This window comes from Propionicimonas sp. (assembly GCF_047606205.1).
Classification (GTDB): domain Bacteria; phylum Actinomycetota; class Actinomycetes; order Propionibacteriales; family Propionibacteriaceae; genus Propionicimonas.
In genome coordinates this window covers 1-7,893 of sequence record NZ_JASGES010000166.1, presented here as the reverse complement: position 1 = coordinate 7,893, position 7,893 = coordinate 1, and the positions used below count along the sequence as shown (strand labels likewise).

At 72.1% G+C, this 7,893-nt stretch carries 8 protein-coding genes; 5 read left to right on the top strand and 3 right to left on the bottom strand.

Features of this window, described 5'->3' with window-relative positions; all coding sequences use genetic code 11:
• Together QM633_RS10470 and cobT are read right to left on the bottom strand one after the other, a co-directional pair.
• On the bottom strand, positions 1-583 hold a 583-nt coding region (locus QM633_RS10470), incomplete at its 3' end, for an adenosylcobinamide-GDP ribazoletransferase (protein ID WP_415153699.1).
• Entirely contained in the window at positions 580-1,626 is a 1,047-nt protein-coding gene (cobT, locus tag QM633_RS10465) for a nicotinate-nucleotide--dimethylbenzimidazole phosphoribosyltransferase (RefSeq protein WP_415153698.1), read from the bottom strand. The genes QM633_RS10470 and cobT, both read right to left, overlap by 4 nt.
• Positions 1,627-1,916: 290 nt before the next feature.
• On the opposite strand from cobT, the gene QM633_RS10460 reads away from it, so the two are divergent.
• The 3 genes from QM633_RS10460 to QM633_RS10450 all read left to right on the top strand — a co-directional run bounded on the left by QM633_RS10460 (position 1,917) and on the right by QM633_RS10450 (position 4,172).
• Positions 1,917-2,411, top strand: a complete 495-nt coding sequence (locus QM633_RS10460) for a DUF456 domain-containing protein (RefSeq protein WP_415153697.1) — start codon at positions 1,917-1,919, stop codon at positions 2,409-2,411.
• A gap of 122 nt (positions 2,412-2,533) precedes the next feature.
• Positions 2,534-3,037, top strand: a complete 504-nt coding sequence (locus QM633_RS10455) for a Dps family protein (protein WP_415153696.1) — start codon at positions 2,534-2,536, stop codon at positions 3,035-3,037.
• Positions 3,038-3,365: 328 nt separating this feature from the next.
• Positions 3,366-4,172 (top strand): sigma-70 family RNA polymerase sigma factor, encoded by an 807-nt coding sequence (locus QM633_RS10450; protein WP_415153695.1) that lies wholly within the window; start codon positions 3,366-3,368, stop codon positions 4,170-4,172.
• A gap of 124 nt (positions 4,173-4,296) precedes the next feature.
• Here the strand turns inward: QM633_RS10450 and QM633_RS10445 are convergent, their stop codons facing one another.
• Positions 4,297-7,014: an ATP-binding protein gene (locus QM633_RS10445; RefSeq protein WP_415153694.1), complete on the bottom strand. Its 2,718-nt coding sequence runs from the start codon at positions 7,012-7,014 to the stop codon at positions 4,297-4,299.
• 83 nt (positions 7,015-7,097) lie between these two features.
• On the opposite strand from QM633_RS10445, the gene QM633_RS10440 reads away from it, so the two are divergent.
• Both QM633_RS10440 and QM633_RS10435 read left to right on the top strand, forming a co-directional pair.
• Positions 7,098-7,271, top strand: a complete 174-nt coding sequence (locus QM633_RS10440) for a CsbD family protein (protein ID WP_415153693.1) — start codon at positions 7,098-7,100, stop codon at positions 7,269-7,271.
• A 24-nt stretch (positions 7,272-7,295) separates the two neighbouring features.
• Entirely contained in the window at positions 7,296-7,445 is a 150-nt protein-coding gene (locus QM633_RS10435) for a GPGG-motif small membrane protein (protein ID WP_415153692.1), read from the top strand.
• Positions 7,446-7,893: the final 448 nt, after the last annotated feature.

The window sequence follows — 7,893 nt, the reverse complement described above, 5'->3', positions numbered from 1 at the left end:
CCACCAGGGCGGCGGACCCCGCCAGCCAGGTGCCCACTGCCGCCGGCACCGGCACGCTGCCGGCCACCATCGCGCCCAGCCCACCCGGGCGCGCGGCGGGCACACCCACCGCACAGCCCGGCAGCAGGGCGCCGCGGGCCACGCACACCGCCGCAGCCAGCACGACCGCGCCCAGCGGACGTTGCAGCAGCACCCCGGACGCGATCGCCTGCGCTCCCAGCGAGAGGATGAGCGCGACCGTGCCCATCGGCCCGATGTCGCCGCGCTTCATGACCTCCAGCGCGCCGGCGGCGTCCCTTCCCGAACCGAGGGCGTCGGTGGTGTCGGCCAGCCCGTCCGCGTGCATCGCTCTCGTGCCGAGGGTGAGCGCGGCCACGACGAGCACTCCCGCCAGGGCGGACGGCAGCCCCGCGGCCACCGCGCCCCACCCCACCAGGGCGGCCGCGAGCGCAACCGGCAGGACAGCCAGCTGCGCGAGCAGGATCGCGGAGCGTGCCTCGGCCCGTCCGATCCGCGCGGGCGGACGGACCGGCACGACCGTCAGCAGGCCGACCGAGAGCCGCAGCCCCGCGAAGGCGCTCACGTCAGGTCGGAGAGCTGGGCGATCCCGGTGAGGGCGGCAACGGCGGAACGGACCATCGGCACGGCCAGCACCGCACCGCTGCCCTCGCCGAGCCGCATCGAGAAGTCCACCAGCGGCTTCAGGCCGAGCCGGTCCAGCGCGAGCGCCTGGCCGGGCTCCGTCGAGCGGTGCCCGGCCTGCAGCCACGCCTTCGTGCCCGGCGCGTAGTCCTCGGCGACGAGGGCCTCGGCGACCGCGATCACGCCGTCCAGGAGGACGGGGACGCCCCGTCGGGCGGCACCCGAGATGAACCCGACCGCCGCCGCGAAGTCGGCGGCACCGAGCGCGGCGAGCCGCTCGACCGGGTCGGACACCCGGTCGCCCGCCCGGGACAGCGCGGCCTCGATCAGCGCCGTCTTGTGGATCAGTGTGCTGTCGTCGATGCCGGTGCCGCGTCCGGTCACCGCGGCCGGCGGGACGCCCAGGGTGGCCGCGATCAGGGCGGCGGCGATCGTGGTGTTCCCGATGCCGAGGTCGCCCGAGATCAGCAGTTGGGCGCCGCCGGCGACCTGTTCGGCCGCGATCGTGTCGCCCGCGGCCAGGGCGTCCTCGACCTGCGCGCGCGTCAGCGCGTCCTCGAGGTGGATGGCGCCGGAGGAGTGGCGCACCTTGAAACGGCTGACTTCGGCCGGCAGGTCGGGGAAGTCGACGGCGACGCCGAGGTCGTAGATCGACACCGCCACGTTGTTGGCGGCAGCCAGCGCGGAGACGCCGGCGTGGCCGCCCGCGATCCCGTAGACCATGGCCGGCGTGATCTCGACGGGGTAGGCGGAGACCCCGTCCGTGGCGATCCCGTGGTCGCCGGCGAAGACGACCACCCGGACGTCGTCGAGCTGGCGTGGTGGGCACGTGCCCTGACAGGACGCCACCCAGGCGGCGAGCGATTCGAGGTCGCCGAGCGCCCCGAGGGGCTTGGCCTGGCCGTCGCTGAGCTGCCTCGCGGCGGCGTAGGCGGCGTCGCTGGGGGCGGCGATGCGAGTGCGGGGGGACGTGTCGGACGGCATCTGAACAGCTTCCTGGGAGGACTCCGGCGCCACCGCGGCACCGCCGTTCCACCCTAGGCCGTCGGGAGGTGCCCGCGCGTCCGGACAGCGCGACGACCAGACCGTGGACCGTGCGCCCACCGTCCTCCTCCCGGGAGGGCGCCCCGAGCAGACTCCGCCCGCCCCGTCGGTGCGAACGCCCCGGGCTCCCGGCACCGGGGACGGCTGCTCCCTACCGGCACAGGGGGACGGTTGGGACGGGCTTGGCACACTGGGCAGCGGACCCCGGTACACCGAGTCGAGGAGGCGCCGTGCTCACTGCGATCATCGGCATCGCGGTCGTCGTGGGCCTGCTCGGGATCGTCATCCCCGTCCTGCCGGGAACGATCCTGGTCGCTCTCGCCATCCTCGCCTGGGGTGTGGTGACCGGGACGCCGGCGGCCTGGCTGATCACGGCGATCTGCCTGGTCCTGCTGGGCGGCGGGATGACCCTCACCTGGTATCTCACCACGCACCGCACCCGCGCGGCCGGCGTGCCGGGACTCTCGCTCGTCGTCGCCGGGATCGCCGGGATCGTCGGCTTCTTCGTCGTCCCGGTGGTCGGCCTGCTGCTGTTCTTCCCGCTGGGCCTGTTCCTCGCCGAGTACGTGCGGATCCGCCGCCTCGGTGACCCCAGCCCGGGCTCGCGGGCGTGGGCATCCGCGCTGGTGGCGCTCAAGGCGACCGGCCTGGGCATGGTCGGTGAACTCGCGCTGGCCCTGGCCGCGTCCGGGACGTGGCTGGGCGCGGTCCTGAACGGCGTGTGAACGGGCCGAACCGGAGGAATGCCGCCCCGAGCGACGCGGTTGTCGGTAACGTCGAGTGCGTTCACCCGCCCCGGGGGTACTGGCCCGGGGAACAGCGGAACGCCGAGAGAAGGAGCACACGTATGGCAAAGAGCAAATTCACCCTTCCGGGTCTCAGCGAGGCGAAGGCGAAGCAGGTCGTGGAGATCCTCCAGGAGCGGCTGAACAGCTACAACGACCTCTCGCTCACCCTCAAGCACGTGCACTGGAACGTGGTCGGCCCGAGCTTCATCGGCGTCCACGAGATGATCGATCCGCAGGTCGACGAGGTCCGGTTGAACGCGGACGCGGTCGCGGAACGCATCGCGGCGCTGGGCTTCGCCCCGCGTGGCACCGTGGCCGAGATCACCCGCACCCGCGACTGGGACGACTACCCGCTGGACCGCGCCCTGGTGCCCGACCACCTGGCCGCCCTCGACCACGAGTACGACCGGGTGATCGCCGAGAACCGTAAGGCGATCGAGGACGTCGAGGAGCTCGACCTCGTCACCCAGGACCTGCTGATCGGCCAGACCGGCGGCCTGGAGAAGTTCCAGTGGTTCGTCCGCGCCCACCTGGAGAGCGCCGCGGGCACGATCCCGTCCTGATCCAGGCGTTCCGCACGCGCGTGCGGGCCGCCGAACGACCGAACGCCTCCGTTCCGCTCAGAACTCCGCTCCCGGAAAGGGGCGAGGGCAGAGCGGGACGGAGGCGTTCCGTCGTTGTCCGGGCCGGTGCGGACGGCGATTCCGAGGGCCCGAACGGTGCGTCCGATGAGCGGAATTGCGTACGACCCGGGTCGATTTCCGCCGGAACGGACCGCACGAGTGCCGGCGAGACCATTGACCCGGCCGTTCCGCTCTGCCAGCGTGGAAGCTGTCTTGAGCGGTCAAACCACGTGCCGACTCCTGGCGTCCTTCAGAGAAGGAGACGACGATGGCACGTGGCCCCAAGACCACCTCCAGCGTCACCGCTGTTCCCACGTCCCGCGAACTCCGCACCGATGCGCTGCTGGAGTTCCTGGCCTCCTGCACCGATGAATCCGAGCGTGCAGCCGTCACAGAGGAACTCGTCGAGCTGAACCTCGGCCTGTGCGACGCCCTCGCCAACCGCTATGCGCATCGCGGGGCCGATCGAGACGACCTCGTCCAGGTCGCCAGGGTCGCACTCGTCCTGGCCGTGCGACGGTTCCGTCCCGCGGAGGGGCGCAGCTTCGTCGCCTTCGCGGTCCCGACCATCACCGGCGAGATCAAGCGGTACTTCCGGGATCACTGCTGGGTGGTCCGGCCGCCGCGCCGGATCCAGGAGTTGCGCGCGCGGGCCAGCCAGCACGGCCAGCAGCTCGAGCAGAGGCTCGGACGCAGGGCCAGCACCGCAGAACTGGTCTGCGAACTGGGCGTCGATGCCCAGCTGGTGCGTGAGGCGACGGCCGCGGACGGCAGCTACCGGCCGTGGTCGCTGGACGCTCCGCTCGACGGCGAGGGAGAGATGACCTTCGGGGCCACCCTCGCCGAGGACGCGGACACCGACCGCCTGGTCGACCGGATCGCCCTGCAACGGGCGCTGGCCGGTCTCAGCCGCCGCGAGCAGCTGGTGCTGAAGTGGCGGTTCGAGGACGGCTGCACCCAGTCCGAGATCGGACGCCGCCTCGGCGTCTCGCAGATGCAGGTGTCGCGGATCCTGCGGCGCAGTCTCGACCGCGCCCGCGACGCCCTCTCCGAGGACGAGCCGCTCGCCGGCTGAGTCCGTCCCGGGGATGGGTCCTACCCCCCGCCGCCCCCCCTGCCGGCACCGACCCATCCCCGGGGCATCACGGATCCTCACAGCGCAGGTCCGCACAGCGCGGGATCCGCACACCTGGGTACGCTCAGGCGGCGTCGGGATCCAGGCCGGTCTCCAGGACGCGCGCGGCAAGGTCCCGGATCCGGATGTTGCGGTCCTGGGAGGCGCGGCGCAACGACTGGAACGCTTGCGAGGGCGTGAGCCGGTGCCGCTCGACGAGGATGCCGACCGCCTGGCCGATCAGCCGATGGCTCTCGATCGCGCGCTCGAGGTTCGCCTGCTTGTCCGCGAGCTCCCCCACGGTGAGCACCCGGTCCACGGCGAGGGCGAACGAGCCGGCCAGCATGTCGGCGACGATCTGCTCGTCCGCCGACACCGCGCGAGGCTCCCCGAACTGCACCCAGGCGCGCGTCCCGCCGAGCGTGCTGGGCGGGACGAGCAGGATTCCCTGGACGGCCCCGCCGGGTTCTGAGTCGTCAGTGCCATCGGTCCCGGCCAGGCGTGCCGCGATCGCGGCCGGCAGCCCATCCAGCTCGACCGGACCCGTCGCGGTGAAGGTCTGCACGACGCCCGGCCCGGCCACCTGCACGGTCGAGTCGCCGTCGAACAGCGCGTGCAGGCCGTCGACGGCGATGCCGACCAGCTGCTCGAGCGAGTCCGCGTTGGTGAACTCGGCGCTGATCCGGGCGGCGTCCTGCCTGCGCACCCTGGCGGCGTGATCGCGGGTGACGTCCCTCAACGTCTTCAGCACGGCCGCCCGCCCTCGCCCGGGCAGCTCGACCACGCTGGCGTTGTAGGACGCCCAGACGGTGCGTCCGCTGCGGTGCCGCAGCTGGAACTCCCCCTCCATCACGCCGTCGTCGAGGAGCACCCGGTTGGCCTCCTCGATCCTCTCGAAGGCCTCCGGATCGGTCGCGGGGTCCGGCCACCACGGGTACGGCGGGCTGAACGGGCCGTCGCTCATGCTCCAGCCCACCAGGCGGCGGAAGGCGTCGTTGAACTCGGTGATCAGCCCGGAGGTGTCGGAGATGACCACCGCCTCGTGCAGGGACCGGACGATCGCGCGGCGCCAGCTGGCGTCCGCCGAACGGTCGGCGGCACGCCGGATGTTGCTGGCCAGCCGCGCTCGCAGGTCGGAGAGGTCGAACGGCTTGACCAGGTAGTCGTCGGCGCCCTGGGCCAGCCCTGCGGTGGACGCCTCCAGCCCGGCACGAGCGGACAGCAGCAGGACCGGCAGGTCCCTCAGGTGAGGGTCGGCGCGAACCTCGCCGACCAGCCCGAAGCCGTCCAGCCCGGGCATCATCACGTCGGACAGGATCGCGTCGGGGCGGCGCGAGCGCGCCATCGCCAGCGCCTGCAACCCGTCCGCGGCCACCATCACCTCGTAGGTGTCGGACAGCACCTCGCTGAGATAGCGGCTCAGGTCCGCGCTGTCCTCCACCACGAGCAGCAGCGGACGATCACCGGGCGCGGCGACGGGGGCCGGTGCCACGGCGGCGGGCCCGAGGTCCCAGCTCTCCACATCGGCGAGGAAGGCGGCCACGCCCCGCGGGGTCACCGAACGGACGCCCTCGGCGGCGAGCGCGACCGCCGGCGCCCGGTACGGAAGCCGGATCGTGAAGGTGCTGCCGCGCGCGGGTGCGGAGCGGAGATCCACCCGACCGCCGAGGAGTTCGCTCAGCTCCTTCACCATGGCGAGCCCGATCCCCGCACCCTCGGTGCTCCGGGCCCGCGAGTGCCGCGGGAGCTGCTCGAACCGGGCGAAGATCCGCTCCTGGTCGCGGACCGCGATGCCGATCCCGGTGTCGGTGACGGCGATCTCGAACCCGTCCCCGACCGGGGCGAGGGAGAGCGTGATCGAGCCGCGCGGGGTGTACTTCAGGGCGTTGGAGAGCAGGTTGAGCACGATCCGTTCCAGCATGTCCTGGTCGAGGAAGGCGGTGCGGGGAAGCTCGGGGATCTCGACGTCGAACCGCAGCCCCGCCCGTTCGATCGCCGGGCCGAACGCTGCGACGATCGTCCGCAGGATCGCGGGCACGTCGAGCTCGACCACGGTGGGCGCGATCCGTCCGGCCTCGATGCGGCTGAAGTCGAGCATCGCGTCGACCATCCTGGTCAGCCGGACGACCTGGGAGCGCACCATGGCGAGACGGTCCCCGGCCAGGGTGGGCAGGTCCCCCCGCTGCAGCACGTCGTCGAGCGGAGCGGCGATCAGCGCCAGCGGGGTGCGCAGCTCGTGGCTGACATTGGCGAGGAACGCCGACTTCGCCGCGTCCAGCTCGCGCAGGGTCTCCGACTGCTGCCGCTCCTGGGCGAGCTCCCTCAACCCGCCGTAGCCGGCGCCGAAGAGGACGCCGGCGACCTCGAGGTAGTCGGTGAAGCCGGCGTCGCCGCTCAGTGGCTGGGTGGACCCGACCACCAGCACCAGGGACGGGGAGGTCTGGCCCGGCTCAACCACCGGCTGGGCGTACAGCTCCACGAGTCCGTGGCCGGTCAGCGGGTGCGCCTCGGGCCGGCCGGACGCGACGGCGGCGATCGCCAGCGCGTGCGCGTCGAGACCGTGGACGTGGTCGGGGTCGGCGACCGGCGCGTCCGCCAGCACCGTCGCCGCGGTGTCGCCATATCCGGGCTGCAGGACCTCCAGCAGCCAGACCGCCGCGTGGTCGGCGTCGTTCTGGCGCAGGACCGCCACGCCACGCCGGGCGACCTGCTCGAGGGTCTCGGCCAGACCGACGGCGTCGGCCAGCCGGGCCAGGATGCCCAGCCGCAGAGCCGCGGCATCCGCGCGTTCGGCCTCACTCACCCTGCGACCCCCACCTCCACGTTTGCGGCCGTTGCCGACCGGGTAACCCCATCATGCACATCACCACTGGTCAGGAGGAATCCATGGGCATCGACGACAAGGTCAAGAACGCCGCACAGGAGGCCAAGGGCAAGGTCAAGGAGGGCGTCGGCAAGCTCACCGACAACGAGAAGCTCGAGGCCGAGGGCAAGCTTGACCAGGCCGGCGCCAACGTCAAGCAGGCCGGCGAGGACGTCAAGGACGCCTTCAAGAAGTAGTTCGACCGACAACAGGAGGTACACATGGCTCTACTGCTCTGGATCCTGGCCGCGGTGCTGGTCATCTCCGGCATCTTCGCCATCGTTCGCAAGCAGATCCTCTGGGGGATCGTCCTGATCGTGGTCGGACTCATCGTGGGCCCGGGAGGCGTGAGCATCTTCCACGTCAACTAGGGGGCTGCTGAACAATGCTGTTCCGAGCGAGGACGTGCCGGGCGGGATGAGCGGCAAGGCCACATCTTGTGGGTGATCCTGGCCCTATGCCCCAAGGTGTGGCCGCAGCAGATCGCCCGATCCGGCGCGCCGCAGCCGGGACATGATTGTTCAGCAGTCTCCCAGGGCCCTGCCGGGCTCCGAAGCCCACCCCCCAAACCGCCGTCCCCATCGCAGGGGGCGGCGGTTTCGCGTCCGCGGCCACCTCCGCCCCCGGCGCCGACGGGATCCTTCGCCGCACCTGTGCCGGGTCAGCTCCCAGGCAGGGACAACTTGGGCCCAGGTGCCGCACGGAGAGCGGCCTGCGCCGCCACGAGCCGGCGCCGGCAGGCCGGAGCGACCGATGATCATACCTAGTCAGGCGACAGTAGTGTCGTTTCACCGTGGTCAATCTCACAGACCTCAAGTT

Excerpts from the sequence above, each read along its gene's own strand:
- cobT (WP_415153698.1), bottom strand. The coding sequence starts at position 1,626 with ATGCCGTCCGACACGTCCCCCCGCACTCGCATCGCCGCCCCCAGCGAC.
- QM633_RS10435 (WP_415153692.1), top strand. The coding sequence starts at position 7,296 with ATGGCTCTACTGCTCTGGATCCTGGCCGCGGTGCTGGTCATCTCCGGC.
- QM633_RS10455 (WP_415153696.1), top strand. The coding sequence starts at position 2,534 with ATGGCAAAGAGCAAATTCACCCTTCCGGGTCTCAGCGAGGCGAAGGCG.
- QM633_RS10450 (WP_415153695.1), top strand. The coding sequence starts at position 3,366 with ATGGCACGTGGCCCCAAGACCACCTCCAGCGTCACCGCTGTTCCCACG.
- QM633_RS10440 (WP_415153693.1), top strand. The coding sequence starts at position 7,098 with ATGGGCATCGACGACAAGGTCAAGAACGCCGCACAGGAGGCCAAGGGC.